The sequence below is a fragment of the Streptomyces incarnatus genome (assembly GCF_001027185.1).
In the GTDB taxonomy this organism is placed as follows: domain Bacteria; phylum Actinomycetota; class Actinomycetes; order Streptomycetales; family Streptomycetaceae; genus Streptomyces; species Streptomyces puniciscabiei.
This window is the reverse complement of record NZ_CP011497.1, coordinates 8,281,225-8,305,523: the sequence shown is the minus strand read 5'-3', so window position 1 is coordinate 8,305,523 and position 24,299 is coordinate 8,281,225. Positions and strand designations below refer to the sequence as shown.

Sequence of the window (24,299 nt, the reverse complement as noted above, 5' to 3'; positions counted from 1 at the left end):
CATGGCACTCCTCCCGCGCCGCAGGGGCTCCGACGCCACCGGCGCCCGCATGTGGACCTGGCTCATGCTGCCCGGCACGCTGTGGATGACCGGGTTCCTGATCGCCTCGCTGGTCCTGGTCGGCGTCCTCGCCGTGGGCACCACCGACGAGCTCGGCAACCCGCGCTTCGGCTTCGACCTGTCCGCCGTACGCGCCCTCGCCGACCCCGCCTACACCGAGGTCCTCGCCCGTTCCCTCGGCTACGCCGTACTGACCTGCCTGATCTGCCTGATCGTCGCCTACCCGGTGGCGTACACCATCGCCCTGCACGGCGGACGCTACAAGCACGCGCTGATCGCCGCGATCGTGGTGCCGTTCTTCGCCAACTACCTCGTCCGCATGTACGGCTGGTCGGTGGTCCTCTCCGACGACGGCCCCGTGCTGCGGGCCCTGCGCGCGGTGGGACTCGCCGACGGCGGCACGAAGATCCTCAACACCGGCGCCGGTGTGGTCGCGGGACTCGTCTACGGCTTCGTCGTCTTCATGATCATCCCCCTGTACGCGGCCCTGGAACGGCTCGACGTCTCCCTCATCGAGGCCGGCCGCGACCTGTACGGCGGCCCGGTCCGCACCTTCTTCTACGTCACCCTGCCCGCCACCCGGCAGGGCGCGGCGGCCGGGCTCGTCCTGGTCTTCCTGCCCGCCATGGGCGACTTCGTCAGCGCACAGCTCATGGGAGGCCCGGACCAGATCATGATCGGCAACCTCATCCAGGACAAGTTCTTCCAGGGCCAGAACTGGCCACTGGGCTCCGCGCTCACCATGCTGCTGATGCTGGTGCTGCTGATCGGGATGTTCGGCTACCTGCGCCGCACCCGCAAGGACGAGGCGGAGGCCCGCCGATGACCCTGCTGCGCCTGCCCTCCGCCACCGCCCCCGACCGGCCGGCCGCCCGGACCCGCACACGACGCGGCCGCGCCGACCGCAAGCCCCGGTTCCTCGTCGCCGTCACCGCGCTCTTCTTCGCCCTGCTCTACCTGCCCATCGCCGTCGTCGCCCTGTTCTCCTTCAACACCAAGAAGTCCCTGACCGTCTTCGGCGGGTTCAGCCTGCGCTGGTACCGCGCCTTCGCCCACGACGACGTCCTGCTCTCCTCGCTGAGCACCAGCCTGCGGATCTCCCTGGTGGCGATGGCCGGTTCGGTCGTCCTCGGGGCGGCGCTCGCCCTCGGCCTGGTGCGCTGCCGCACCCGGCTCGGCTCACTGTCCGGACTGATCATGCTGGTGCCGCTCATCACGCCGGAAATCGTCACCGGCGTCGCCTCGATGCTGCTCTTCAAGGGCCTGGGCGTGGCCCTGTCCACATCGACGGTGATGCTCGCCGAGATCACGTTCTCCATCTCCTACGTCACCGTCATCCTCCGCTCCCGGGTCGCCGCGCTGAACCCGGAGGTGGAGGAGGCCGCCATGGACCTCGGCGCCACCCGCTGGCAGGCGGTGCGCCTGGTGACCCTGCCCGCCCTGCTGCCCGCCGTCCTGGCCAGCGCCGTACTGATCTTCGCGCTCGTCTTCGACGACTTCGTCCTCGCCTACTTCACCACCGGTGTGGACCCGCAGCCGCTGTCGGTGCGGATCTACTCGGCGATCCGCTTCGGGGTGCAGCCCACCATCAACGCCGTCGGCACGCTGATGCTCGCGGGCTCCATCGTCCTGATCGCCCTGGCCCTTTTCATCCCGCGCCTCTTCGGCCGCCGCGGCGGCCTCGACATCCTCTCCGGAGAGTGACCCATGGACGCGACCCCCGCCGTCCGCCTCGACGGCGTCTCCAAGCAGTTCGCGGACTCCTACGCCGTCCACCGGCTCGACCTCGACATCGAGGCCGGCCACTTCTTCTCCCTGCTGGGCCCCTCCGGCTGCGGCAAGACCACCACGCTGCGCATGATCGGCGGGTTCAGCGACCCCAGCGAGGGCTCGGTGCTGCTCGCCGGCGAGGACGTGACCGCACTGCCGCCGAACCGGCGCAACGTCAACACGGTCTTCCAGAGCTACGCGCTCTTCGACCACCTGAGCGTCGCCGACAACGTCGCCTTCGGCCTCAGGCGCAAGGGCGCCGGCAAGGCGGAGATACGGCAGCGCGTCGGCGAGATGCTGGAGCTGGTCCAGCTCACCGGGCTCGCCGACCGCAAGCCCCGTACGCTCTCCGGCGGTCAGCGCCAGCGCGTCGCCCTGGCCCGCGCGCTGGTCAACCGACCGGCCGTGCTGCTCCTCGACGAGCCGCTGGCGGCCCTGGACCTGAAGCTGCGCCGGCAGATGCAGGTGGAGCTGAAGCAGATCCAGCGCGAGGTCGGCATCACCTTCGTCTTCGTCACCCACGACCAGGACGAGGCGCTGACCATGTCCGACCGGATCGCCGTGATGAACGAGGGCCGCATCGAGCAGTGCGGCACCCCCGAGGACGTCTACGAGCACCCCGCCGGCCGGTTCGTGGCCTCCTTCATGGGCACGTCCAACCTGATGACCGGCACCTACCGGGGTGGCGAAGTCGCCCTGGACCAGGGCCCCGCGCTGCCGGTGGGCCGCCGCGGCGGCATCGCGGACGGCACCGCCGTCAGCGTGTCCGTGCGCCCCGAGAAGATCTGGCTGTCGGACTTCGAACCGGGCATGTCGGTGCTGTCCGGGGTGATCCGCGAGACGGTCTACAGCGGCCCGACGACCACCTATCTGATCGAACTCGCCCCGGGCGTCACGCTGTCCGTGCTGGAGCAGAACACGGCCCGCGCCCGCATGGAGGACCGCTGGAGCGGCGGCGAGACCGTGGAGTTCGGCTGGCGGCCCGAACACTGCCTGGTCCTGGCCTGACCCCGCCCCATGACGAAAGCGAATGCGATGCATCACGACGTGATCGTGCTCGGCGCGGGCCTCGCCGGACTCGCCGCCGCCCGGGACCTGGCACAGGCCGGCACCGACGTGCTGGTCCTGGAGGCCCGGGACCGCGTCGGCGGCCGGGTCGAGCAGACCCGCACATCCGACGGCCGCACCGTCCAGCTGGGCGGCGAAGTGGTCGGCCACGCCCACACCGCCTACCTCGGCCTCGCCAAGGAACTCGGCCTGGAGCTGGTGCCCAGCTACGTGGCCGAACCCGGCCGCATCACCCGCGCGACACCCGAGGGCCGCTCGGCCGGCGACCCGCACTGGTTCGGCCCCGGCGACGCGGCCCAGCACGAGCGGCTGAGCAGGGAGTTCGGCGACCTCGCCGCGACGGTCGATCCCGACGACCCGTGGTCGCACCCGGAGGCGTCCGCCCTGGACCGGCTGTCCGTCGCCGACTGGCTGCGCTCCCGTCATGCCGCGCCCGCCGTGGTACGGCTGTGGGACATCGGCCAACTGGCCCTGGCGGGCGGGTCGTACGAGCGGATCTCGCTGCTGGCCGCGCTGCGCAAGAGCGCGGCGGTGCCCGGTGCCGGCGACTACGACTACGCCGCCTGGGAGGGGCTGCGCCTGGCGGCGGGGTCGGCGACCCTCGCCGAGGTCATGGCGCGAGAGCTGGGCCCCCGCATCCGCCTCGGCGCGCCCGTCGCCGCGGTCGACGTGCGGCCCGGCCGGTGCACCGTGCGCCTGCTCACCGGCGAGGTCCTCACCGCGGCGGCCGTGGTGAGCGCGCTGCCGGTGGGCCCGCTGCGGTCGGTCCACATCACAGGGGTGAGCGACGCCCGCCTGGCCTCGCTGCACCGGCAACGCCAGGCGACCGCCGCGAAGTTCGCCGCCGTCTACGACGGTCCCTTCTGGCGCGCCGACGGCCTCAGCGGCCTGTCCGAGACGGAGGGGATCCTGGGCAGCACCTGGCCGCAGAACGAGGGCGTGCTGTCGGCGCTGATCCCACCCGAGCGCTACGGCGTCCTGCTGGGCACCCCGCCGCAGCTGCGCACCCCGGAGCTGCTCGCCGAGATCGCCGCCATGTTCGGCGAGGAGGCACTCCGGCCGACCGCCTGCCACCTCCGGCTGTGGGGCACCGACCCGTGGACGCAGGGCTACGTCACCCAGTGGCCACCGGGTGAGGTCATGGCAGTCGGTCCGCTGCACGGCACCCACGAACCGCCGTTCTACGTGTGCGGCTCGGACCAGTGGGTCGCCGGATACATGGAAGGCGCCGTCCGCACCGGCCGCGCCGCCGCCGAGGAGGCACTGCGCCATGGCTGACACCCCTGCCCTCACGGCGGTTCTCAACCACATCGCCGGCGAGGACGTTCCGGCCGTCTCCGGAGCCACCCTGCGACTGATCGACCCCGCGACCGCACTCCCGCACGGGCTCGCCCCGCTCTCCGGACCCGAGGACGTCGACTCCGCCTGCCGGGCGGCCGAGGACGCCTTCGACCGCTGGTCGGCCACGACACCGGCGCACCGGCAGACCGCGCTGCTGCGCATCGCCGACGCGGTGGAACGGGAGGCGGACGCCCTGGCACGCGCGGAGGTGACCGACACGGGCAAGCCGCGCGCCCTCTTCCTCGCGGACGAACTGCCCGCGATCGTGGACGTGCTGCGGTACTTCGCCGGGGCGGCCCGGAACCTGCCGGGTGCCGCGGCCGCCGAGTACACCCCGGGCCGCACCTCCGTCCTGCGCCGCGATCCGGTGGGCGTGTGCGCCCAGATCACGCCCTGGAACTACCCGCTGATGATGGCCGTGTGGAAGATCGCTCCGGCGCTGGCCGCGGGCAACACCGTCGTCCTGAAGCCGTCCGACTCCACGCCCTCCACCGCCACGCTCCTCGCCCGGCTGGCCGCCGAGCACCTGCCGCCGGGCGTGCTCAACGTCGTGTGCGGCGACCGGGACACCGGACGCCTGCTGGTCGCCCACCCCCACGCCCGGCTGGTCGCCGTCACGGGCAGCGTCCGTGCCGGACAGGAGATCGCGGCCGCGGCGGGGGCCGACCTGAAGCGGCTCCACCTCGAACTCGGGGGGAACGCACCGGTGTTGATCCATGAGGACGCCGATCTCGACGAGGCGGTCGAGCAGCTGTCGTACCTGTCCTTCTACAACGCGGGTCAGGACTGCACGGCCGCCGCCAGGATCCTGGTCCACCGGCGCGTCCACGACACCTTCCTGGACGCCTTCGCCAAGCGGGCCGCACAGCGCACGCCCGGCACGTCCGCCGACGCCCGCGCCGACTTCGGCCCACTGGCCAACGCGGCCCAACTCGACTCGGTGCGCGGCCTGTTGCGGCGTCTTCCGGCGCATGCCGAGATCGTCACCGGAGGCACGGTCCCGCCGCGTCCGGGCTACTTCCACGAGGCCACGGTGGTGGCAGGAGCCCGGCAGGAGGACGAGATCGTGCGGAGCGAGGTGTTCGGGCCGGTCGTCACCGTCCAGCCCTTCGCCGACGAGGCCGACGCCGTCCGCATGGCGAACGCCGTGCCGCAGGGGCTGGCCGCGAGCGTCTGGACCCGCGACCACGACCGCGCGATGCGCGCGAGCCGGGCCCTGCGCACCGGCATCGTCTGGGTCAACACCCACGGCACGACCGTCTCGGAGATGCCGCACGGCGGCGTACGGCACTCCGGTTACGGAAGCGACCTCTCCCTCGCGGGCCTGCTCGACTACACCCAGGTCAAGCACGTCATGCTGTGACGACGTGGCCGAGAAGACCGGCCCGGCCGCCAGGGGCGGTCCCGGCCGGCCACGACGTGGTCCGCCCTTCCCCGAGCTGCAGCGGTCGGGCATTCAACGCCCGCTGGTCCTTGGACAGTTGCTCGGTAAGATCGCCGCAGCGCGGAACTCCACACCGACACCGAGCCCAGTGGAGCTGAGGGACATGGCCGCATGGACCACCCGGGTGGCCCGCCCGGACGATCAGACCGACATCCACTCCCTGTTGTCCGACACGTGCGACACGGTGGTCGTTCCGGCGTCGGAACTCCTCGCCGACGCCATTGCGCGCGGTCTGGTGCGGGTGGCCGAAGCAGACGGGAAAGTGGTGGGCTGCATAGCCGCGGAAATGCCGGCGCCCGGGCACGTGCGCCTGTCGGCGATATCGGTCCGGGACGGGATGCGCCGCCAGGGCATGGCCTCCCGTCTCCTGGCCGAGACGGTGAAGGAGGTCCCGCAGCGGCCGAACGAACCGCCGCTGATATCCGCCGTGGCGAAGACGGGCGAACTGGCCCTGGTACGGCTTCTGCTGAAGGGAGGCTTCATAGGGACGCGGGTCATACGCACGGGCCGTACGGACGACGACGTCCACATCCACTATCAGTACACGTTGCGCGTCGCCTACATAGACCCGGACGCCCGGCATCTCGTGCCCGTCAGTGCGCGCGAGCAGCTCACCGATTCCCTGGCACCGGCGGACCACGCCGTGACCGCCCTGGTGACGCTGGCCGGTGAACCCGCCTTCGAAGTCGCCCGGTTCGAGCGGGACGACCCGGCGACTCTGCAGTCCGGGGAAGCCGCCGCGGGCATCGCCTTCTCCGGTTCGATACTCGCCGCCATCACCTTCCTGCTGGGTTTCGCCTTCGCCTCCGGCCGGTTCCCCGACGACGTACGCCTGCTGCTCATCGGGGCGACGTTCAGCACCGTGCTCTCTCTGGTCGTGTATGCCAGCGCCTCCGGTGAACTCGCGCGGATCCGCTCCAACTCCTTCGGCAGGATCATGAAATGGGGGAACGTACTGTCCGAGTACGGCGGCGTGTTTCCCTTGCTCATCTCGCTGCCCGTCATCTACGCACAGGTCAGCGACGACCCCTGGACGACCACGGTGCTCGCCGTGGTGATCAGCACCGCCCTCGCCTGGTACGAGCGATCCGAGTTCTCCATAGCCCGCCGGTTCCACCGCAGCCCCGGTGAGGTCGCCTTGATGGCGCTCACGGCCGTCTCCCCGACGGTTGGTTCCGTGCTGGTGGCAGCGCGGGTCACCAGTTGGCCCTGGACCATGGTCCTCACGGCGACGCTGGCGGCGCGGACCTGGCTGTATCTCTTCCGCAGAGGACCGGAGAGCGGGATCGAGGAGCGCCGGCAGTGGCAGATCAGGGAGTGAGCGGCGCCCCCGCACGAACCCGCTCGGCGATCTCGCGGGCGCAGGCCCAGGACAGCGTCAGTCCGGCTCCGCCATGACCGTAGTTGTGCAGCAGCCGCGTGCCTTCGCGCGTCTCTTCACCGAGCCGGACCCGCGCGCGGACCGGCCGCAGGCCGACCCGGTGCGTGATGACCCGGGCCGCGGCGATCGACGGCTCGACGGCGGCGCAGCGCCGGATGATCTCCTGGGCGGCGGCCTCGTCGGGCCGGAGGTCCCAGGTGTCCCGTTCCGACGTTCCGCCCAGGACCAGCACCTCGGAGTGCGGGTAGATGTAGGTGAGTTCGGCGGCCCCCGGAGTGTCGTCGCAGAAGAACGACCGGATGCCGGGGTTCTCCACCACCACGAGCTGGCCGCGCACCGCCTCGACGGCGGGGTCCGCCGCCAGCGACCGGGCGCCCACCCCCGAACAGTTGACGACGACCGGCGCTTCACGGGTCGCCTCGTCAAGGGTGTTGTAGTGGTGACTGCGCATCCGCCCGCCGGCCCGGGCCAGCCGGCGGGTGAGGTAGCGGAGGTAGCGGGGCATGTCGACGACCGGGGCGCGATACCGCCATCCTGTGGCGAAGCCCGGGTGGAGCTCGTCCGGTGCGCAGACACGAGCGCCGACCGAGCTGCCCCAGGCCGGCATGTCGCACGGGGCACGGGATTCGTGGGTGCCCTCCAGCAACCGGACTCCCGTGTCGGCGTCGTCGCTCAGCGCGGTCAGGACCGACAGGGTTTCCCTGCTCCACGGGCCGACCAGGTGCGCCGGCTCGACCAGATACGGGTCCCACATGGCGCCCGCGGCTGCCGAGGTCGTCTCACCGGGGCACCGATCGCTGTCCACGCGTACGTCCCAGCCCGACTCCGCCAGACACACGGCCGTGGTGAGCCCCGCGACCCCGGCACCGATCACCACCGCGCGGCCCTGCAATGCCCGCCTCCGTTCTCCGCGTCGCGATGCCGAGCCTATCCGTTCGCCTGACTCCCGGCGCCGCAGCGGGTTACTGTACGAACACATCGCGACGCTCACCGTAACCGGAGGAGAAATCCTGTGTCATCGCCCTGCGACCCCCAGCATGCTCCCGCCGGCGATGTGGGCGCAGCGCTCATGCTGATCGACTCCCGGCTCAAAGCCATCTACGACGACGACCACCAGACCGACTCGGAACAACAAGCGCTCACCGACCAGTTCGCCGCGTCCTTGGGCCCCGGCGGATTCGAGGACATGCTGGACGGCGCGTGCACGCTCATCTACATGTTCATGCGGTGGCTGCGGATGGCCTACGAGGACCACGACAAGGACGTCATCGAGTGCGTGGTGCCCCACCTCGTGGCCACGATGCGCATGATGCCGAAGAGTGTTCGTCCCGAGACGATTCCCACCATGGCCGGACTGGTCATCGCCGCAGGCACCGGCCTGAGCCCCAGCCTGTGGCGCAGGCAGTACGGCTACTGGACCAAGGACGAGATGAATCCCCTGGAGGCCACCGCCTTCCTGCTCGCGGAGCACATCAACCGCATCACCGACGACCGCAGCTTCGCCACGCGCCTGATCAGCGACGCCCTGTCTTCTGTGGAGGAAGGCTGACGCAGCGCCGGACCCCACCGTCGGGGGATGGTGTCACGGAAAGCTGTGGTGCCGCACCAGTACCACCACGGCCAGCACCACGAGAGCCACCGCGTACCCCGCCAGAAGCACTGGCGGAAGCCAGGGCTGGGGCAGTCCGGCGTGCCGTGCCTCGCGCGCCTTCTTCACGCACTCGCCCACCCCGATCAGGCCGCTCACGAACGCGAGCATGTGCGCGTAGCGGTGCCAGCCCGAGTTGTCGAGCACCGTCAGCGAGAAGGCGCCACCCCCGGTCAACACCGTCGCCCAGAAGTACGCCATGAACGGCACCACTTCCGGCTCGTTCTTCTCAACTGTGCTGTCCGACACGCTCCGCTCCCCCTCAGCTGTCATGTCGTGCCCGGCGATCATTGATCAGTTGTCAAAGACGCGGTCACGCAGCCCGCGGTTGCCCGGCACACGACATCTTCCAGGGCAATGCGGGCGGCGCCGCGGGCGCCTCGGCCGGCAGCGTCTACGGAAAGAAGCGGCCCGCGCTCGGGTGGTCCTGGGCACCGTCCACGCAGATGTTGGCGCCGTTGATCCCGCCGGCGCGGGCCGACAGGAGGAAGCACGCCACGTCCGCCACCTCGTCCAGCTCGACCAGCCGCCCCCAGGGGAAGTCGTCGCGGGCGAAAGCCTCGTACTGCTCCGGCCGGTTGTCCCGGAACCAGGCCCAACCCCCGCCTTCGAACATCACCGAACCCGGACTGAGCGCGTTCACCCGGATGTTGCGCGGGCCCAGCTCCTGGCCGAGTGTGGCGGCGAGGTGGATCTCCGCCGCCTTCGCCGAGGCGTACGACGACCTGGGGCCCGGCTTCCATCCCGTGATCGACGCCACCACGAGCGCGCTGCCGCCCCCGCGCCGCTCGAAGTGCGGCACCGCGGTGCGGATGGCGTGGGCGGCATGCAGCACGTTCAACTCGTACGTCCGCAGCCAGTCCTCGGGCGTCGAATCCAGCAGCCCACCGCCGTGCACACCGCCGGCATTGGCCACCAGCAGGTCGAGTCCGCCCATCCGCTCGGCCGCCTCGTCCACGGCCCGGGCGAGCGCGTCCGGATCCGTGACGTCCGCCTGGACGCCGGGGAGTCCCGACTCCTTCAGCCTCTCCGGGTCCCGTCCGCAGACAGTGACCGCCGCCCCCTCTGCCTGCAGCGCCCGGCCGATGGCCAGTCCGATACCGCTGCTTCCTCCGGTGATGAAGGCTGTCTTCCCCGTAAGTCCCAGATCCACGGCGGCAGCCTGTCACCAGACGTCGGCATGATCAACCGGTGTCCGCCTGTGCGGTGTCCGCGGCGTCGAGTATCTGATCGCCGTACAGGTCCTGCAGCCAGTTGGTCTGGTAGACGGTGTCGAGGTAGCGCTCGCCGAGGTCGGGTGCGATGGCGACCGCCGTGACGGCGCGTGTGTCGTGTTCGGCCAGCCAGTCCGTGGCGGCGCTGACCACCGTTCCGGTGGAGCCGCCGAACAGGAAACCGCGTCTGGCCAGGCGCCTGCACATACGGATGGTGTCCCTCTCCTCCACCTGGATCACCTCGTCCACATAGGACTCGTCCAGCAGCGGCGGACGCATGCTCATGCCGAGGCCCGGGATCATCCGGCGGCCGGGTTCGCCGCCGAACGCCACCGAGCCGACGCTGTCCACGGCGACGATCCGTACCGGCCGGTGCCACTGGCGGAAGTAGCGTGCACAGCCCATCAGGGTCCCGGTGGTGCCCGCCCCGACGAAGAGGACGTCCAGGTCGGGGAACTGGCGGGCGATCTCCGGGCCGGTCGTGCGGTAGTGCGCCCACCAGTTGCCCTCGTTGGTGTACTGACTCAGCCAGACGTATCGGTCGTCGGAGGCGCACAGCGCACGGACGTACTCGATCCGCGTGCCCAGGAAGCCGCCGTTGGAGTCCTGGTCGGCGACGATGTGGACCTCGTTGCCGAGCGCCTCCATCAGCAGTCTGGTCGACAGGTTGCAACGGGAGTCCGTCACACACAGGAACCGGTAGCCCTTGCTCGCGGCGATCATGCTGAGCGCGACGCCCAGGTTCCCGGAGGACGATTCGACGAGGACGGAATCCGGTCCCAGTATTCCGTCGCGCTCGGCGCGCTCGACCATCTCGTTCGCGGCCTTCAGCTTGATGGAGCCTGCGAAGTTGAAGGCCTCGCACTTCAGATACAGCGGGTATCCGCAGATCGACTCCAGGTCGACGAAGAGATCGCCCTGGTTGAAGTCGTACGGAGCGGAGATGACAGGCACGGCGGACCTCCTGGTGCCGGGCCGAGGGCGACCGCCTCAGCCGTAGCGGCGAAGTTCGTGGAAGAAGTCATCGATGAGACGGAGGTGCCCGGCCCGGGACACCTCGTCGTAGACGTACTTGCCGACGGCGAGGTCGAGGACGCCGAGTCCGAAGGGCGAGAAGATCACGGGCCGGTCGGCCGGCGGTGTGGCGCGTCCGGCCATGACGTCGCTGAGCGTTCCGTCCAGGAAGTCGCGGTTGCCGGTGAGCTGTTCGACCAGGTGGGGTGACGTGTCGGCCTTCAGACAGTGCTCGACGTCGTCGACGAAGTTGGCCGAGGCCAGCAGGACCTCGGGGGCGAGGTCACGCAGCGACACGTGCAGGACCAGGGGGTTGTGGCCGAACCAGGCCGGGTCGCTGACGTGGGGGCGGCCGGCGATGGTGGCGAAGACCACGAGGTCGCTGGCGCGGACGAGGTCCTCGGCGCTGTCGTGGACGGTGATCGGTGCGGTGGTGCCGGCCTGCCGCAGATAGCCGCAGAATCCGGTGGCGCTGTCGGCGGACACATCGTGCACGCCGACCGCCTCGAAGGCCCAGCCCGTGCCGGTCAGGAAGGTGTGGATGTAACGGGCGATCAGGCCCGTGCCGAAGAAGCCGACGCGGGTGGGGCGGGGGCGGCCGCGGCTGAGCCGGTCGGCGGCCAGCGCCGCCGACGCCGCGGTTCTGGTGGCACTGATGATCGAGCTCTCCAGGCAGGCGAACGGATAGCCCGTTTCGTGGTCGTTGAGGATGAGCACCGCGCTGGCTCGTGGCAGCCCGGCGCCGACGTTCTGCGGAAAGCTCGAGATCCACTTCAGACCGTCCACGGGGGCCGATCCGCCGAGGGAGGCCGGCAGGGCGATGATCCGGGCCGTGGGCCGGTCGGGGAAGCGCAGGAAGTACGACGGCGGGTTGACCGTGTCTCCGGCGTCGTGCAACCGGTAGGCGGCCTCGACCAGCGCCACCAGGTGCTGCTCCCGCCCCCTCAGTGCTCGCTGTACCTGGTCCCCGGTGATCACCGCGAAGGTCGGCGCGGGAGTCCGCGCGGGCATGCCCGGCTGGGCGGCGGTCGGCAGTACGTCGGTCATCGCTCGCTCGCCCCCGGGGCCGGGCAGCCGTCGGCCGGCCGCAGGGGCTCGGCCATGCCGACCAGCACCTGCCGCTCCCCGGTGAAGGCCTCCCTGCTGTGCGCGGTGCGGATGTTGTCCACGAGCAGCAGGTCACCGGCCTGCCAGGGGTCGCGCCGGGTGTGCGCCTCGTAGGTGGAGTTGATCAGCTGGACGACGTCCTCACCGATCGGGCTGCCGTCGCCGTAACGGGTGTTGAACGGCAGCCCGTCCTCGCCGTAGACGTCGACCAGGTACTCGCGCACCTCCGGGGCCAGCGTCCACTCGTTGAGGAAGGCGATCTGGTTGAACCAGCAGCGCCGGCCGGTGCGCGGATGGCGGACGACGGCGCTGCGGCGCTGCTCGGTGCGCAGGGTCCCGTCGGGCTGCCAGGTGAAGTCGATGGCGTTGGCGCGGCAGTAGCGCTCGATCTCGGCGCGGTCGCCGGTGCCGAACGACTCCGCCAGGCTCGCCCCGATCTCGTCGTTGTAGGTGCGGGTCAGCAGCCAGCCCTCCCGCTCGAACCGTTCGGTGAGCGCGGTGGGCAGGGCCCGCAGTACCTGTTCGGCATCGGCGACCGCCGTCGCCCCGCCCTGTTCGGGCGCGGTCAGGCAGGCGAACAGCAGCAGGCCGGGCACCTCACGCGGGTAGCTCAGCTCGTGGTGCATGCACATCGGCTGGTTGGCCGGCCAGGTCGTGGAGGCGTACAGGCCGGGACGGTGGGCGTGCCGGGGGGCGAAGGCCTCCCGCTCCGTCATCAGACCGTCGGCCAGACGCGTGAAGACGGCACCGACCTGATCGATGTCGCGCAGCCCGAGTCCGCGGACGACCAGCGCCCCGTGCTCGGTGACCTGTGCGCGCAGCGCCGCTCGGTACTCGGCCACCCAGCTGGGGGCGTCGTCGAGGGGATCGACGTGCAGCAGTGCCGGCTTGTCCGGCCGCAGCTCCACATCGAGCGGTGATGCCAGGGATGAGAACGGCAACTCGGATTCCTTTCGGTCGACCGCCTGGGGTACGACGGGTCTCAGGAGGAGACAAGTGGGACGAGGGGTCTCAGGAGGAGACAAGTGCTGCGAAGGGTCTCAGGAGGAGGCAAGCGGGACGACGGTGCTCAGGACGGCCCGTGCCGCCTCGGCCGGACGGGTGCGCAGGAAGTGGTGGCCCCCGTCGGCGAGTTCGTGCAGATCGACGTGTTCGGCCAGGAGCAGCCAGTCACGGTAGTGGTCGGCGTAGCCGTCGGTATGCGGGTCGTCGGCCGCGACGACCACCGTGACCGGCGCGGACAGCCGCACCGGCGGCGGCGCTTCGAGGGCCTGGCGGAAGTAGCGGTGCGCGCAGACACAGTCGTGCCGGTAGGCCGCACCGAGGTGTTCGGCGTGCGGTTCGTTCAGCTCGGCCAGTTCCGGGTAGCCGCCGTCGGCGGTGAGCCGGGCCGCGATCTCGGCGTCGCTCCGGCTGTCGAGCTCTTCGATCGCCGTGTGCCGGTCGGTGGCCGTGCCGAGCAGGTGTGCGCCGAGGAACACCCGCGTGACGCGCACGCCTCGCTGCGTGAGCCTCCGGGCCGTTTCGATGGCCGGCGCGGCACCCGAGGAATGGCCCCACAGCATGACCCGGGTCAGGCCACGCGCCGTGATCTCCGCGGTGACCTGCTCGGCCACCTGCTCGATCGTCGCGAACGGCTCGGGGTGTGCGGTCAGGCTGTGACCGGGGAGGTCCACGGCGAGCACCGTCACTCCCCCGCCCGCCAGCGCGCGTGCCAGCGGCTGGTAGTTGACCGCGTTGCCGCCCGCATGGGGGAAGCACACCAAGGCGCACTGCGGCACACCGCCGCCGTCCGACAGGGGCAGCAGCAGTTCCGGGCGCTGCCGGGCCGTGCCGTCGATGAGGGCGGCCAGGTCGGCGAGGACCGGGTGCCGGGTGATGTCCTTCAGGGACACCGACCGGTCCAGCGCGAGGCTGAGTCTGACCGCGGTCAGGGAGGTGCCCCCGGAGTCGAAGAAGTTGTCCGTACGGCCGATCCGCTCCTGCGGCACCCCCAGCAGCTCGGCCCAGGCCGCGGCCAGCCTCCGCTCGGTCGGGCTGAGCGGGGCGGCGTCGTCGCCCGCCTCCCTCTGCGGTGCCGACTCCTCGGCCAGTGCCGTCAGGGCCTTTCGGTCGATCTTGCCGTTGGCGGTCAGCGGAAGGCTGTCCTGCCAGTGGAAGGCCGAGGGGACCATGTAGGCGGGCAGGGTCGCGGCGAGGGCCTCGCGCAGCACCTGCGGCAGCTGCTGTCGGCCGGAGTAGAAGGCGATCAGCTGCTTGCCGCCGCCGGACCGCTCGGTGACGACCACCGCGCCGTCCCGTACTCCGTCCACCCGCAGCAGGGAGTTCTCGATCTCGCCGATCTCGATCCGGAAGCCGCGGATCTTGACCTGGCTGTCCCGGCGGCCGAGGAACTCCAGCTTGCCCCCGGGGTGCCAGCGACCCCAGTCCCCGCCCAGGTAGAGCCGTTCACCGGGCCGGTACGGGTCCGTCCGGTACGCCTCCCGGGTCCGCTCGGGATCGTTGACGTACCCCCGGCCCACGCAGACGCCGGAGAACGCGATCAGCCCCGGGGCGCCCAGCGGGACCAACGACAGGTGTTCGTCCACGACGTAGACGCGCACGTTGCCCACGGGCCGCCCGAGCAGCACCCGGTCGGGTACCTCCCGCATGACCTCGTGGTTGGTGTCGTCCGAAGTCTCCGTCAGCCCATAGGCGTTGAGCAGCCCGATGCCCGGCTGGACCGCGAACCAGCGCTGGACCAGCTCCCGCTTCAGTGCCTCGCCGGTCACCGACACGCACCTGAGGTCCGGCAGGGCGCGCGGCTTCTGCTCCAGACGGGAGACCACGACCTCCAGGTAGGAGGGGACGAGCTGGGTCACGCCGACCCGGCCGCGCTCCAGCGTGTCGAGGAACCGCTCCACGTCCGTGATGACGTCCTGCTCCACCAGCAGGGTCCGCCCGCCGACCAGCAGCGGTGCCATGAGCTGCCACAGGGAGATGTCGAAGCACTGCGGGGCCGTCTGCGCCACCACGCACCCCTCGCCGAGCGCCAGGTCGTCGATCTTGGCGTACAGGTGGTTGAGCATGCCCGCGTGCTCGCACATCGCCCCCTTCGGCTCTCCGGTGGAGCCGGACGTGAAGTAGATGTAGGCGAGTTGACCGGGGTCGACCTGAACGCCGAGGTCGTCGTCGGCGTGTGCTTCGGCGTACGCCTCCTCGACCGGCAGCTTCTCGACTCCCGGCAGTGTGGCCAGGGCCTGGTCGAGGGTGTGGGTACTGCCGGACTCGGTCAGCACCAGCCGGCACCCCGAGCGCGACAGCGTCGCCGCGATACGGCCGGCCGGGAAGTGCGGCTCGATCGGCAGGTACGCGCCGCCCGCCTTGAACACCGCCAGCATCGCCGCCGTCCAGTCCAGGTCGCGCTCGGTGACGACGGCGACCACGTCCTCCCGGCCCAGCCCCCTGGCCAGCAGCGCTCGGGCCAGCCTGTTGGCGCGGCGGTTGAGCTCGTCGTACGTCCACTCCTGTCCGCCGTGTACGGCCGCCACCGCCTGCGGATGTGCCCGCACCCGCTGCTCGAACAGTTCATGTGGCCGCGCGTCGGGCAGCTGCCGATGGGGCCCGGCCAGGCCTTCCAGCTGCTCGCGCACCTCCTCGGCCGACAGCAGGCCCTGCCGCGTGTGGTCGGCGTCCGGATCCTGTGTCATCAGCCGCAGCGCCGTGACGTGGTAGCCGCCGATACGCGCGGCGGCCGCGGCGTCCAGCACGTCCGTGCGGTACCGGAGACGCAGCGTCAGCCGCCCGCTCCGGTCGGACCAGCGCACCTGCAGGACGCCGTCGTCCGCGTGGGCCTCGTCGGCCCCGATGGGACCGAACACGGCCTCGTACGGCGGCTCCGTCAGCCCCAGCTCCCGCCGCAGCTTCTCCACCGGGAACTCCCGGTGTGCCAGCACCTCCGCCTCGGCGTGCTCGGCGGCCGACAGCAGCGCCTGCCAGGTCCCCGGCGGAACAGCGGACCGGCACGGCAGGGGCTCGCCGCGCACACCGGTGGTGTAGCCCGTGACCACCTCGGGCTCGCCGGACAGCACGGCCAGCACCTTGAGGTGTGCGGCCAGCAGCAACGCGCTGACCGGCACTCCCCGGTGCCGGACCAGCTGCCGCACCGCCTCCGTCACGTCGTCCGGCACCGGCAGCTCGTGCTCGTCGGCTCCCGGCACCGGCAGCTCGTGCTCTTCCGGTCCCGCCGCCGGCTCCGGAACCCACCGCGGCACCGTGGTGACACCGCCGGCGGTCAGTACCCGCCGCCAGAACTCCCGGTCCGCTTCCACGCCCGTTCCCATCGATTGGCCTTCCTCAACTCGCGTTGACTGCAGTGGCGTTGGGCGATGACGTTGCCCGGCCGAGGTCGATGGACCGGCGGCCGCTCCGGCGCATGTCCACCGCGGGATTGCCGCCCCACTGTGCGTTCCTGGGGACTTCCTCGCCCTTCATGAGGAAGGAGTCGGGTGCCAGCACCGAGCCGTCGCCCATGGTCACGCCGTAGTGCACATGGGCGCCGACGCCCAGCGTGCAGCCGGTGCCGAGCGTGGTGCCGTCGGACTTGAAGGTGCCGTCCTCCTGCGAGTGGCACTGGATCTTGCTGCCGGCGTTGAGGGTGCACTCGTCGCCGATGGTGGTGAGCGTCCGCTCGGTCAGGTAGCAGCCGTCGTCGAACACCCTGCTGCCGATGCGGACGCCCAGCAGCCGCCAGACCAGGCTCTTGAAGGGGGTTCCGTTGAAGACGTTGAGGAAGTGGTCGGGGACCTTCCACAGCCGCTCGTGCCACCAGAAGTACGGGTCGTAGATGGAGCACAACCGGGGGCGCAAGGCACGGAACGACGTGATGCAGCGCTCCACCAGGATGAAGTACGCGGTGGAGAAGGCGAGGGTGAGCGCCAGGTACCCGGCGATCACCACGTGTCCGACGACGCCGTACAGGTCCACCGAGGCGAGACCGAACAGGGTGAGCGCGAAGGTGTGCAGCCATCGCACGAGCAGCATGAGCACCATGGAGCGAAGGTTGTAGCGGTTCTTCGCGGCGAGCCGGCGGCGCAGGGTGTCGCCCGTCCTGAGGTGGTCGAACCGTGCGTCACGGTCCACCGAGCGGGGGATCTCGAAGCACGGTGAGCCGAGCAGTCCCACGCCTTCACGGACCTCGCCGTCGAGGGGAACCATCACCTTCGTCGCGAGCAGGCAGTTGCCCCCCGTCCTGCCGCCTGCCGGGTAGGCGATGTTGTTGCCCAGGAAGTTGTGCGGGCCGATCGACACCCGGGACAGCCGGAAGGACGTACTGGAGAAGTCGGCGTTCATGATCGAAAGTCCGTCGGCGACCATCGTTCCGCTGCCGACGGAGACCAACAGGGGTGTCTCGTGCTGCACTTCGGTGCCGAAGTTCGAGCCGGTCTGCTCGACCCGTGACAGGTCGTATCCGAGTCCGCGGAGGTAGTGCACGATGTAGGAGCTGTCGCCGAAGAGCCAGGCGAAGAACTTGATGTTCGTCATGCGTGCCGTGGCCCGGTGCAGCGCGTAGTGGAACCCGTAGAGCGGATAGACCCTGTCGGGCTTGACGACCAGACCCACCAGGCGCGGGAGCGTGCACAGGGCCACCAGCCCCACGGCGGCGCACCCGAAGAACAGCACGAGGGAGAGCACCAGGGCGTCGGAGAGCAGTTCCGACCGGGACAGTGCGGCGGTCTGCGGGTCGAGTCGCTTGCCGATCGCCGGTACCTCGGTGAACAGCATGTACGCACCGCCGACGGCCAGCGGAACGTAGAGGAGGAACAGCTGCACCAGGGTGCCGAGCCCGAACCAGGCCCGCCGCGCGGTGCCGCAGCCGACCGGAGCGACCCGGACGTAGTCGGTCCGGGTGGGCTCGGCCGGGGATCCGTGCCAGTGCTCGCCGTCCGGGACCGCCTGACCGCGGTGCAGGGCGGACGCGTGGCCCAGCTGGGCACCGTCCCCCATCGACGTGTCGATGTCCAGGACGGTCTTCTCTCCGATGTGGACGTCCCTGCCGAGGGTGATCCGGCCGGTCTGGATGTGTCCCGCGTGGGCCCGGTAGCCGAGGAAGAACGAGTCCTTGCGGATCACCGTGCCCGCACCGATCGTCAGCAGGTCGGTGCAGACCGGGACCGAGTGGGAGAGGATCGTCACTCCCTTGCCGATCCGCGCGCCGAGGGCCCGCAGATACAGCACGTACAGCGGAGTCCCGGTGAGGAACACCATCGGATTGGCGTGCAGCAGCACCTTGACGAGCCAGAAGCGCAGGTACGCCGGACCCCAGACGGGGAACTCACCAGGTCGCCAGCGGCCGATGAGGAGCCATTTCGCGACGACCGGGAGCGCGCACAACGCGATGAACCCGATGCCTCCGAACAGCAGCGACCGCAGGTAGACGTCGGCCACCCCCGAACCGGTGGCGATCCACTCGTAACCCGCGGCGGTGACGAATCCGGAGACGAGGGAGTAGCCCAGGAAGAGCAGTAACTGGATCGTTCCGCAGAGCAGATGGCTCCGAGCTCTCCCCTGCGGCGCCGGAGCCGGCGACGACACGGGCGCCGATTCCGACGGGGCGTCCACCGGCTCGACCGCAGCAGCGGCCTCTCCGAGGGCCGCCGTCAGACGCTGGATCGTGGGGTGCTGATAGATGTCCCTCATGGACGGGGACGGCAGATCCGCTGTCTTCCTCATTCGCGCGCAGAACTGGGCCATGACCAGGGAGTTGGCGCCGAGGTCGGCGAAGAAGTGGCTGTCGACCGGGACGCGCTCGACACCCAGGAGGTCGGCCAGTGCCTCCGCCAGCTTCCGCTCGGTCTCCGCCCGCCCGGAGCCGCTGCCGCTCAGTGCGACAGCGGGTTCGTCCGGTTCCGACACGACCTGGGAGGACTGCTCCACCATGCGATCTCCTGGAGAACGTAGATGTTCCTGATCACGGCCCGGCGGATTCAGTTTGTCCAGATAGATGCGGTCCTGCCACCTTCCCGCCGATTCAACCGCCGGCGAAGAGCGATCCGTACGGTCATATTCCCCTGGTATCCCGCCAGGCCGGGCGGCACGTGACTCACCCGTACGGCGGTCCCCCGGACGGCAGCGCGCGCTCCTCGGGCGACTAGGGGTGCGCCCCTCAGACTTTCGCCCCGGCCGTGGGCACCGAGTTTTGAGACAGGTTTTACGCAACGCGCGCAACTGTGCCCCCGGTGCTCGCTGTCTGACAGGAGGTCGGGCCCGTGAGGGCCGAGGAGCGAGAGAGCGGGGCAGGTCGTGGGACGGCGCAAGGGCGGCATAGGGATCGCACTCGTCACGGGGGCGATGCTGGTGGGCGTGACTGCCTGCGGTGGAGGCGGCAGCGACAAGGCGAGCGGGGGCGACGCCAAGGCGTCGGGCAAGCCGAGTGCGAGTGCCTCTCCGTCACCGACGAAGCCCGCGGGGCCGCCGATGCTGCTGGACACGATCACCCCGCAGTCGGGGACCACGGTCGGCGTGGCCATGCCGATCTCGGTGGTCTTCACGAACCCGGTGGCGGCAAAGGCCCGGGCCGCGGTCGAGAAGCACATGAAGGTGAGCGCCTCGCAGCCGGTGGCCGGCGCCTGGCACTGGTTCGGTGACCGGCGCGCCGACTGGCGGCCGAAGACGTACTGGCCCTCCGGCACGAAGGTGAAGATCGACGCGGACCTGAACGGCGTCAGCAACGGAAACGGTCGCTACGGCGTCCGCAGCTACACGCACACCTTCCAGATCGGCGACGACGTACGGGCCGATGTCTCGGTGACCGGCCACACCATGAAGGTGACCCGCGGCGGCAAGCTGGTGCGCACGCTGTCGATCAACGCGGGCAGCGCCGAGTATCCGACGTGGAACGGCACGATGGCCGTCATCGACAAGGAGGAGAAGGTCCACATGACCTCCTGCAGCGTGGGCATCAGCTGCGACAAGGGCAGCCCCAACTACTACGACCTGACGCTGCCCTGGGACGTCCACCTGACCCAGTCCGGGACGTACGTGCACTTCTCGACCGGCGACCCCAATCCGGGCAGCGGCAGCGCCCGCGGCTCGCACGGCTGCGTCCACCTGTCCATGGCGGACGCCAAGTGGTTCTACGGCCAGGTCAAGCAGGGCGACCCCGTCACCATCACCGGCTCACCCCGCGCCAAGGCCTCGGCCGACAACGGCTACGCCGACTTCAACCTGGGCTGGGACCAGTGGCTCGTGGGCAGCGCCTCCGGGGAGGGGACGACCGCGACGCTGTGATGCGCCGCGGTGGGCGGCGCCGGTCAGCACTCCACGATGCCGACCGGCGCCGCCGTGCCGCGCGGATGACGTTTGTCGTACAAAGTAGAGCGAAAGGCTTGACACAGCGCATGGAGCATCGCTAATCCCAAATCGCTACAAAACGTGCAGATACTCTCACGTTGAGTAGTCAACCCGGGGCCTCGATGTCCCGGCAAGAAAGGGACGAACCATGCGCAGAATTCAGCGCGTTGCCGTCGTAGCCACGGCGGTCGCGGGCCTGTCCGTCCTCGGCGCGGGCGTCAGCTTCGCCGGTGGCCACGGGGCCCCTCCGCAGATCACCGCCGTGGCCAACTCACAGGCCACCGCCATGGCCGTCGGGGGCGGCACCGCGGTGGCCAACTCACAGGCCACCGCAGTGGCCACGTGGGACGGCTACGACCACCGCCCACCGCACTACGCCCCGCACTCGGCTCCCTACGCCGCCCCGCAGACAGCCCCGGCCCCTTACTCCGCTCCGCAGACAGCCCCGGCCCCTTACTCCGCCCCGCAGGCGGCTCCGGCACCATACTTCGCCCCGCAGGCATCCCCGTATTCCGCGCCGCAGGCAGCTCCGGCTGCGTACTCCGCGCCGCAGTACGTCACCGGCTGACGGCTCGGACTGGCCACCGGGACCGGCGGCCATCGCCGGGCGTCAGGTCCAGGGTGCCCGCGGCGCCGGCTTCCGGGAGCCGTCGTACGTCGCCCGGGCGCCCAGGGCCTGAGCCCGGCCCGTGACGAGGCGGACCCAGCCGCAGCACGGCTTCCAGGCGGCTACCCGGAGGGCTCTTGAGGTCCGGGGCGCCGGGAGCGCACGGCGACGGCGGCGATGTCGTCGTCGAGCCTTCCGCCGCCGTAGTGGAGGAGGTCCCGGTGAAGCTGGTCCAGCAGTTCGCGGGGTGCTGCCGGGCCGAGCTGCCGCATCCACTCCGCCAGCGGGAAGAACACGCCGGCGCGGTCCCGGGTCTCGGTCACACCGTCGGTGTAGAGCAGCATCTGGTCGCCCGAGGCGAAGGCGACGGTGTCGACGTGGTAGTCGTCCCCGAGGAGCGCCGAGAGATTGAGGGGCGGCGAGGGGACCGTGGGCTCGAGGACGCGGATCTCTCCGCTCTGCATCAGCAGTGGCGGAGGGTGCCCGCAGTTCAGGACCTTCACATGCCCGCCGGCGTACGGGATCTCGGCGATCAGAGCGGTGGCGAAGTGCTCCGGCTGGTCCGGGTCGATGATCGCGAGGCTGTAGCGGCACATGCTGGTCTCCAGGCGATGGATGATGCCTCTCAGGTCGGGCTGGTCGTACGCGTTCTCCCGGAAGCAGTTGATCACCGCGGAGGCCGCCCCCACCGCCGACAGCCCCTTGCCCCGCACGTCACCGATGAGCAGCCGTACCCCGTACGGCGTGTCGGCCACCTCATAGAAGTCGCCTCCGATCCGGGCCTGCTCCTGGGCCGCCAGATACAGCGACTCGATCTCGACATTCTGGACGCGACGCGGCAGCGGACGGAGCAGCACCTGCTGTGCCGCGTCGGCGACGAGCCGGATCTGGAAGAGTGTCTCCTCGCGCTGGAGCCGCAGGTGGCTCGTATAGGCGGCCGCCAAAGTGACCGCGACGATCGCGGCCGCCGTGTAGGGCGTACCCAGATCCGTGTACACGAGGCTGAGCCCGATCATGACCAGCAGGCAGAACGCCCCCAGCAGGATCGTGGCGAGCACCGGCCACATCGCGGCGGCGAGGGCGGGCGCGGCGGGCAGGAGCCGGCTGAAGGCGATCTCCCTGGGGGTGGCGAAGGCCAGGCCGGCGATGACGACGGTGAGGATCAGGGGTGACATAAGTACGGGGTCACGTCGGCCACCGTACGGAGGGCGGTGACGCCGCGGCCGTCCTGTCCTGATCACAAAAGGTATCTTATCGGGGCATAACGGGCTTCGTTGTGCGAGGGCGCGAGCTGTCCGAACAGTGTCGATGCCGCTCCATGGCTTGTTCCTGACGTCACCGAGGCAGGACGCGAGCAATCGAGCAGGTCGATACCGAAACTTTCGGCGGCAATTCCAGGGACGACTACCTTAATTTCGTCAGAGATTTCGGAAACTGAACCGTTGCCCGCCCCTCCGGCTCGACGCATACTCAGCCCTGGCATGACCACGCCATGTCGCCCATCGGTCCCCAGCGGGAGGAAACATGGACGCACAGAACCTGCCCGGCCACCCGATGAGCCGCAGGGGCTTCATCGGCCGGGCCGGCGCGCTGGCAGCGGTCGCATCGGCGTCGGGCTGCTGCTGCCCGCCGCCGCCCACGCCGCCACGACCATCACCACCAACCAGACCGGCACCGACAACGGCTTCTCCTACTCGTTCTGGACGGACGGCGGCGGGTCCGTCTCCATGACACCGGCCCACCGGGACCTACCAGGGCACGGTGAGTTCCGACGGCGGCACGTACGACGTCTATCGGACGACCCGCTACAACGCGCCCTCAGTGTCGATCAGCAGCCGGGCGCCGGTCGCGGCCCGGACCTGCTCCGCCGTGATGCCGGGCGCGGTTTCGACCAGTCTCAGTCCCGCGGCGGTGACGTCGATGACGGCCAGGTCGGTGATGATCCGGTCGACCACGCGGCGGCCCGTGGCGGGCAGGGTGAGCTCCTCGACGATCTTCGGGGAGCTGTCCTTGGCGACGTGCTCCATGACGACCAGCAGCCGACGGGCGCCGTGGACCAGGTCCATCGCACCGCCCATGCCCTTGACCATCTTGCCGGGGATCATCCAGTTGGCCAGATCGCCCCGCGCCGAGACCTGCATGGCCCCCAGCACGGAGACGTCGATCCGGCCGGCCCGGATCATCCCGAAGGAGAAGGCCGAATCGAAGTAGGCGGTACCCGGGACGGTGGTCACCGTCTCCTTCCCCGCGTTGATCAGGTCGGGGTGCTCCTCGCCGTCGTACGGGTAGGGGCCGACGCCCAGGATGCCGTTCTCCGAGTGCAGCACCACATGCACCCCGTCCGGCAGGTGGTTCGGGATCAGGGTGGGCAGACCGATGCCCAGATTGACGTACTGGCCGTCGCGCAGTTCCCGGGCGGCGCGGGCGGCGAGCTGGTTCCGGTCGAGCGGCATGGTCACTTCTCCTCGGAGTCGGTGCGCGACGTGGTCGCTGCGGCGCCGGTGCGCGCCGGCCGGACGGTGCGGCGCTCGATGCGCTTCTCCAGCGAGGGATCGACGGCGACCACCCGGTCCACGTACACACCCGGCAGGTGGATGTCGTCCGGCGGCAACTCACCGGGTTCGACGACGCGTTCGGCCTCCACCAGGGTCACGCGGCCCGCCATCGCGCACAGCGGGTTGAAGTTGCGTGCCGCGGCGTGGAACACGCAGTTGCCGTGCCGGTCCGCGACGGCCGCACGCACCAGCCCGAAGTCGGCCGTGATGGCTTCCTCCAGCAGGTAGCGGCGGCCGCCGAACTCCCGTGTCTCCTTGGGCGGGGAGGCCACCGCGACGCCGCCGTCCGGGGTGTGGCGCCAGGGCAGGCCGCCCTCCTCCACCTGGGTGCCCACCCCGGCCGGGGTGTAGAAGGCGGGGATGCCGGTGCCGCCGGCCCGCAGCCGCTCGGCGAGCGTGCCCTGCGGCGTCAGCTCCACCTCCAGTTCGCCGGAGAGGTACTGGCGGGCGAACTCCTTGTTCTCACCCACGTAGGAGGACGTCATCCGGGCGATCCGGCCGGCCCGCAGCAGCAGGCCGAGTCCCCAGTCGTCCACACCGCAGTTGTTGGACACGACCCGCAGACCTGATGTACCGGCCTCGGCCAGCGCGGCGATCAGCGTCGACGGGATTCCGCACAGGCCGAAGCCGCCCACCGCGAGGGTCGCACCGTCGGGGATGTCCGCCACTGCCCGCCCGGCCGCGGCCATCACTTTGTCCATGCCGTTTCCTTCCCCACCGGGATTCGTTCCGTTCATCGGCCCGGCCCGCCCGCCGTAG

Annotated in this window: 20 protein-coding genes and 1 pseudogene; 10 read left to right on the top strand and 11 right to left on the bottom strand. The window is 70.5% G+C overall.

The annotated features are described in order from the left end of the window. Position 1 precedes the first annotated feature (1 nt). The 6 genes from ABB07_RS37910 to ABB07_RS37885 all read left to right on the top strand — a co-directional run bounded on the left by ABB07_RS37910 (position 2) and on the right by ABB07_RS37885 (position 7,004). A complete protein-coding gene (locus ABB07_RS37910) occupies positions 2 to 886 on the top strand; it encodes an ABC transporter permease (protein ID WP_208902962.1) in 885 nt (294 codons plus the stop codon). Next, positions 883 to 1,764 (top strand): ABC transporter permease, encoded by an 882-nt coding sequence (locus ABB07_RS37905; RefSeq protein WP_208902961.1) that lies wholly within the window; start codon positions 883 to 885, stop codon positions 1,762 to 1,764. Before ABB07_RS37910 ends, ABB07_RS37905 begins: the two co-directional genes overlap by 4 nt. 3 nt (positions 1,765 to 1,767) lie before the next feature. Further along, positions 1,768 to 2,838 carry an ABC transporter ATP-binding protein gene (locus ABB07_RS37900; protein ID WP_208902960.1) on the top strand — a complete coding sequence of 357 codons (1,071 nt, stop codon included), beginning with the start codon at positions 1,768 to 1,770 and terminating at the stop codon, positions 2,836 to 2,838. 27 nt (positions 2,839 to 2,865) lie between these two features. Further along, positions 2,866 to 4,176, top strand: coding sequence for a flavin monoamine oxidase family protein (locus ABB07_RS37895; protein ID WP_208902959.1), 1,311 nt, complete (start codon positions 2,866 to 2,868; stop codon positions 4,174 to 4,176). Beyond that, positions 4,169 to 5,602: an aminobutyraldehyde dehydrogenase gene (locus tag ABB07_RS37890; protein WP_208902958.1), complete on the top strand. Its 1,434-nt coding sequence runs from the start codon at positions 4,169 to 4,171 to the stop codon at positions 5,600 to 5,602. Before ABB07_RS37895 ends, ABB07_RS37890 begins: the two co-directional genes overlap by 8 nt. A 184-nt stretch (positions 5,603 to 5,786) precedes the next feature. Continuing rightward, the gene (locus ABB07_RS37885; protein WP_208902957.1) at positions 5,787 to 7,004 is read left to right on the top strand and encodes a GNAT family N-acetyltransferase; all 1,218 of its coding nucleotides are present in this window, start codon (positions 5,787 to 5,789) and stop codon (positions 7,002 to 7,004) included. On the opposite strand, the gene ABB07_RS37880 is transcribed toward ABB07_RS37885, so the two are convergent. Beyond that, the gene (locus ABB07_RS37880; protein WP_244189666.1) at positions 6,994 to 7,956 is read right to left on the bottom strand and encodes an FAD-dependent oxidoreductase; all 963 of its coding nucleotides are present in this window, start codon (positions 7,954 to 7,956) and stop codon (positions 6,994 to 6,996) included. The genes ABB07_RS37885 and ABB07_RS37880 overlap by 11 nt on opposite strands. Before the next feature lie 120 nt (positions 7,957 to 8,076). On the opposite strand from ABB07_RS37880, the gene ABB07_RS37875 reads away from it, so the two are divergent. Beyond that, positions 8,077 to 8,613: a hypothetical protein gene (locus ABB07_RS37875; protein WP_208902955.1), complete on the top strand. Its 537-nt coding sequence runs from the start codon at positions 8,077 to 8,079 to the stop codon at positions 8,611 to 8,613. A gap of 33 nt (positions 8,614 to 8,646) precedes the next feature. On the opposite strand, the gene ABB07_RS37870 is transcribed toward ABB07_RS37875, so the two are convergent. From ABB07_RS37870 to ABB07_RS37840, 7 genes are all read right to left on the bottom strand, one after another. After that, complete coding sequence (locus tag ABB07_RS37870) at positions 8,647 to 8,961, bottom strand: hypothetical protein (RefSeq protein ID WP_208902954.1); 315 nt, start codon at positions 8,959 to 8,961, stop codon at positions 8,647 to 8,649. Positions 8,962 to 9,106: 145 nt separating this feature from the next. After that, positions 9,107 to 9,865 carry an SDR family NAD(P)-dependent oxidoreductase gene (locus tag ABB07_RS37865; RefSeq protein WP_208902953.1) on the bottom strand — a complete coding sequence of 253 codons (759 nt, stop codon included), beginning with the start codon at positions 9,863 to 9,865 and terminating at the stop codon, positions 9,107 to 9,109. Between the two features lie 31 nt (positions 9,866 to 9,896). Continuing rightward, complete coding sequence (gene sbnA, locus ABB07_RS37860) at positions 9,897 to 10,880, bottom strand: 2,3-diaminopropionate biosynthesis protein SbnA (RefSeq protein ID WP_208902952.1); 984 nt, start codon at positions 10,878 to 10,880, stop codon at positions 9,897 to 9,899. 36 nt (positions 10,881 to 10,916) lie between these two features. Continuing rightward, positions 10,917 to 11,987, bottom strand: coding sequence for a 2,3-diaminopropionate biosynthesis protein SbnB (gene sbnB / locus ABB07_RS37855; protein WP_208902951.1), 1,071 nt, complete (start codon positions 11,985 to 11,987; stop codon positions 10,917 to 10,919). Next, positions 11,984 to 12,988: a TauD/TfdA family dioxygenase gene (locus ABB07_RS37850; protein WP_208902950.1), complete on the bottom strand. Its 1,005-nt coding sequence runs from the start codon at positions 12,986 to 12,988 to the stop codon at positions 11,984 to 11,986. Before ABB07_RS37850 ends, sbnB begins: the two co-directional genes overlap by 4 nt. A 99-nt stretch (positions 12,989 to 13,087) precedes the next feature. Next, positions 13,088 to 16,369, bottom strand: coding sequence for a non-ribosomal peptide synthetase (locus tag ABB07_RS37845; protein ID WP_208902949.1), 3,282 nt, complete (start codon positions 16,367 to 16,369; stop codon positions 13,088 to 13,090). A 13-nt stretch (positions 16,370 to 16,382) separates the two neighbouring features. Beyond that, a complete protein-coding gene (locus tag ABB07_RS37840) occupies positions 16,383 to 18,965 on the bottom strand; it encodes a Pls/PosA family non-ribosomal peptide synthetase (protein WP_208902948.1) in 2,583 nt (860 codons plus the stop codon). A gap of 363 nt (positions 18,966 to 19,328) precedes the next feature. On the opposite strand from ABB07_RS37840, the gene ABB07_RS37835 reads away from it, so the two are divergent. Both ABB07_RS37835 and ABB07_RS37830 read left to right on the top strand, forming a co-directional pair. Continuing rightward, positions 19,329 to 20,315: a L,D-transpeptidase gene (locus tag ABB07_RS37835; protein WP_244189665.1), complete on the top strand. Its 987-nt coding sequence runs from the start codon at positions 19,329 to 19,331 to the stop codon at positions 20,313 to 20,315. Positions 20,316 to 20,526: 211 nt separating this feature from the next. After that, complete coding sequence (locus tag ABB07_RS37830; RefSeq protein WP_208902947.1) at positions 20,527 to 20,946, top strand: hypothetical protein; 420 nt, start codon at positions 20,527 to 20,529, stop codon at positions 20,944 to 20,946. Positions 20,947 to 21,107: 161 nt separating this feature from the next. Here ABB07_RS37830 and ABB07_RS37825 read toward each other — a convergent pair whose 3' ends face one another. Then, on the bottom strand, positions 21,108 to 22,160 hold the full coding sequence (locus ABB07_RS37825) for a PP2C family protein-serine/threonine phosphatase (protein WP_208902946.1): 1,053 nt from the start codon (positions 22,158 to 22,160) through the stop codon (positions 21,108 to 21,110). A gap of 349 nt (positions 22,161 to 22,509) precedes the next feature. Here ABB07_RS37825 and ABB07_RS37820 point away from each other — a divergent pair. Further along, positions 22,510 to 22,809 (top strand): annotated as a pseudogene (locus ABB07_RS37820) (glycoside hydrolase family 11 protein); the annotation flags it as partial. Here the strand turns inward: ABB07_RS37820 and ABB07_RS37815 are convergent. Beyond that, positions 22,791 to 23,438, bottom strand: a complete 648-nt coding sequence (locus ABB07_RS37815; protein WP_208902945.1) for a CoA transferase subunit B — start codon at positions 23,436 to 23,438, stop codon at positions 22,791 to 22,793. The pseudogene ABB07_RS37820 and the gene ABB07_RS37815 sit on opposite strands and share 19 nt — an antisense overlap. Before the next feature lie 2 nt (positions 23,439 to 23,440). Then, a complete protein-coding gene (locus ABB07_RS37810; RefSeq protein ID WP_208902944.1) occupies positions 23,441 to 24,241 on the bottom strand; it encodes a CoA transferase subunit A in 801 nt (266 codons plus the stop codon). Between the last annotated feature and the right edge of the window lie 58 nt (positions 24,242 to 24,299).

Bases quoted from the DNA above. Each gene is read 5' to 3' on its own strand.
- ABB07_RS37900 (WP_208902960.1), top strand. From the start codon at position 1,768: ATGGACGCGACCCCCGCCGTCCGCCTCGACGGCGTCTCCAAGCAGTTC.
- ABB07_RS37840 (WP_208902948.1), bottom strand. From the start codon at position 18,965: ATGGTGGAGCAGTCCTCCCAGGTCGTGTCGGAACCGGACGAACCCGCT.
- ABB07_RS37815 (WP_208902945.1), bottom strand. From the start codon at position 23,438: ATGCCGCTCGACCGGAACCAGCTCGCCGCCCGCGCCGCCCGGGAACTG.
- ABB07_RS37895 (WP_208902959.1), top strand. From the start codon at position 2,866: ATGCATCACGACGTGATCGTGCTCGGCGCGGGCCTCGCCGGACTCGCC.
- ABB07_RS37905 (WP_208902961.1), top strand. From the start codon at position 883: ATGACCCTGCTGCGCCTGCCCTCCGCCACCGCCCCCGACCGGCCGGCC.
- ABB07_RS37890 (WP_208902958.1), top strand. From the start codon at position 4,169: ATGGCTGACACCCCTGCCCTCACGGCGGTTCTCAACCACATCGCCGGC.
- ABB07_RS37825 (WP_208902946.1), bottom strand. From the start codon at position 22,160: ATGTCACCCCTGATCCTCACCGTCGTCATCGCCGGCCTGGCCTTCGCC.
- ABB07_RS37910 (WP_208902962.1), top strand. From the start codon at position 2: ATGGCACTCCTCCCGCGCCGCAGGGGCTCCGACGCCACCGGCGCCCGC.
- ABB07_RS37810 (WP_208902944.1), bottom strand. From the start codon at position 24,241: ATGGACAAAGTGATGGCCGCGGCCGGGCGGGCAGTGGCGGACATCCCC.
- ABB07_RS37830 (WP_208902947.1), top strand. From the start codon at position 20,527: ATGCGCAGAATTCAGCGCGTTGCCGTCGTAGCCACGGCGGTCGCGGGC.
- sbnB (WP_208902951.1), bottom strand. From the start codon at position 11,987: ATGACCGACGTACTGCCGACCGCCGCCCAGCCGGGCATGCCCGCGCGG.
- ABB07_RS37845 (WP_208902949.1), bottom strand. From the start codon at position 16,369: ATGGGAACGGGCGTGGAAGCGGACCGGGAGTTCTGGCGGCGGGTACTG.
- ABB07_RS37885 (WP_208902957.1), top strand. From the start codon at position 5,787: ATGGCCGCATGGACCACCCGGGTGGCCCGCCCGGACGATCAGACCGAC.